The organism is Streptococcus pseudopneumoniae, from assembly GCF_001074975.1.
Lineage (GTDB): Bacteria > Bacillota > Bacilli > Lactobacillales > Streptococcaceae > Streptococcus > Streptococcus pseudopneumoniae_D.
This window is the reverse complement of record NZ_JUUO01000094.1, coordinates 1-1,971: the sequence shown is the minus strand read 5'-3', so window position 1 is coordinate 1,971 and position 1,971 is coordinate 1. Positions and strand designations below refer to the sequence as shown.

The 1,971-nt window shown below is 42.2% G+C and carries 2 protein-coding genes; both read right to left on the bottom strand.

Annotated elements, in window-relative coordinates; translation table 11 throughout:
- On the bottom strand, positions 1-728 hold a 728-nt coding region (locus ADI86_RS05255), incomplete at its 3' end, for a glycosyltransferase family 2 protein (protein WP_049532064.1).
- A gap of 1 nt (position 729) precedes the next feature.
- Complete coding sequence (galE, locus tag ADI86_RS05250; protein WP_049532063.1) at positions 730-1,749, bottom strand: UDP-glucose 4-epimerase GalE; 1,020 nt, start codon at positions 1,747-1,749, stop codon at positions 730-732.
- Positions 1,750-1,971 lie beyond the last annotated feature (222 nt).

Below are 1,971 nucleotides of genomic sequence, written 5' to 3'. Positions count from 1 at the left end.
AAAGAAATAAAACAAGATAGGAGACCAGCCACAAAAGCTATAATCAAGGGAAAATCTGAAAAATTAACAATCCCTTCAATGGAGTAGAAAAAGAGTTGCCTAAAACTCCAACTGGTCTTGCCAGCCTGCCTTTCGACATTTGGATAGTCCAGATAGTGGGTTTTAAAGCCGACCCAGGCAAAGAGTCCCTTCGAAAAACGATTGGACTCAGTCAAGCTTAAAATGGCATCTACTACAGACCTTCTCATCATGCGAAAATCACGAACCCCTAGAGGAAGAGCTACTGGACTGATTTTTTGCATAAGTCGGTAAAAGAGATCAGCACAGAAACTACGTAAAACTGGTTCTCCCCCTCGGCTAGTTCTGCGTGTTCCAACACAGTCCAAGTCTGCATTCTGGTCTAGTAAAGCTTTCATCTCAAGCAGCATACTAGGAGGATCCTGAAGATCTGCATCCATTACCACCACCAAATCTCCTGTCGCATACTGCAAGCCTGCATACAGAGCTGCTTCTTTGCCAAAATTTCGAGAGAAAGAAATATAATGCACTGCCGGATTTTGCTCCCGATAAGACTTTAAGAGTTCCAAGGTTCCGTCGCTCGATCCATCATCGACAAAGACATATTCGATTTCTATTTCCAAATCTGGAAGTAAAGATTCCAGATCCTGATAAAAAAGAGGAAGTACTTCCTCTTCGTTTAAACAGGGGACAATGATTGACATCACCATCTTAGTCTTCAAATCCATTTGGATGCTTGCTTTGCCAACGCCATGCGTCTTCACACATTTGGGTGATGTCTAGTTCTGCTTCCCAACCGAGTTCTGCTTTGGCTTTTGCAGGATCTGAATAGCAAGCTGCGATATCACCTGGGCGACGGTCTACAATGCGGTAAGGAATTGGACGTCCCACTGCTTTTTCCATATTTTGGATAATTTCAAGAACAGAATAGCCTTTACCTGTCCCGAGGTTATAAACGTTTAGACCTGATCCTTTTTGGATTTTTTTCAGTGCTGCAACGTGACCTTTAGCCAGATCGACAACGTGGATATAGTCACGAACACCAGTTCCGTCTTCCGTATCGTAATCGTCTCCGAATACTTGCACTTGCTCTAATTTCCCAACGGCTACTTGAGTCACATATGGCAAGAGGTTGTTTGGAATACCGTTTGGATTTTCTCCCAAATCCCCACTCTCATGCGCTCCGATTGGGTTAAAGTAACGAAGCAAGACCACATTCCATTCTGAGTCTGCCTTGTAGATATCTGTCAAAATTTCCTCAAGCATAAGCTTGGTACGACCGTATGGATTGGTCACTGAAAGTGGGAAATCTTCCAAGATGGGTACTGTGTGCGGATCTCCGTAAACTGTCGCAGAAGAACTGAAAATGATGTTTTTACAGTTGTTTTCTTCCATTGCTTTTAAAAGACTCACTGTACCAGCAATGTTGTTGTCATAGTAGGCAAGTGGGATACGAGTTGACTCACCAACTGCCTTCAAACCTGCAAAATGGATAACTCCTGTTGGCTCCTCATGTTTGAAAATATCACGAAGCGTATCCGTATCTCGGATATCAGCTTCATAAAAAGTAATCTCAACTCCTGTGATTCTTTCTACTACTTCAAGACTTTTACGGCTACTGTTGACCAAGTTATCTATGACAACAACTTGATGACCAGCTTGGATTAACTCAATGACAGTGTGGGTACCGATAAATCCTGCACCGCCTGTTACCAAAATCTTTTCTTGCATCTTTTTTCCTCGATTCATGAATTATTTTTTTCATTTTACCATTTTTGATAGGGAAAGTCATTTGCTACCCTAGAGGGTAGGATAAAATTTCAGTAAAATGCTTATACTCTTCGAAAATCTCTTCAAACCACGTCAACGTCGCCTTGCCGTAGATATGTTACTGACTTCGTCAGTCTTATCTACAACCTCAAAACAGTGTTTTGAGCAACCTGCGGCTAGTTT

Excerpts from the sequence above, each read along its gene's own strand:
- galE (WP_049532063.1), bottom strand. The coding sequence starts at position 1,749 with ATGCAAGAAAAGATTTTGGTAACAGGCGGTGCAGGATTTATCGGTACC.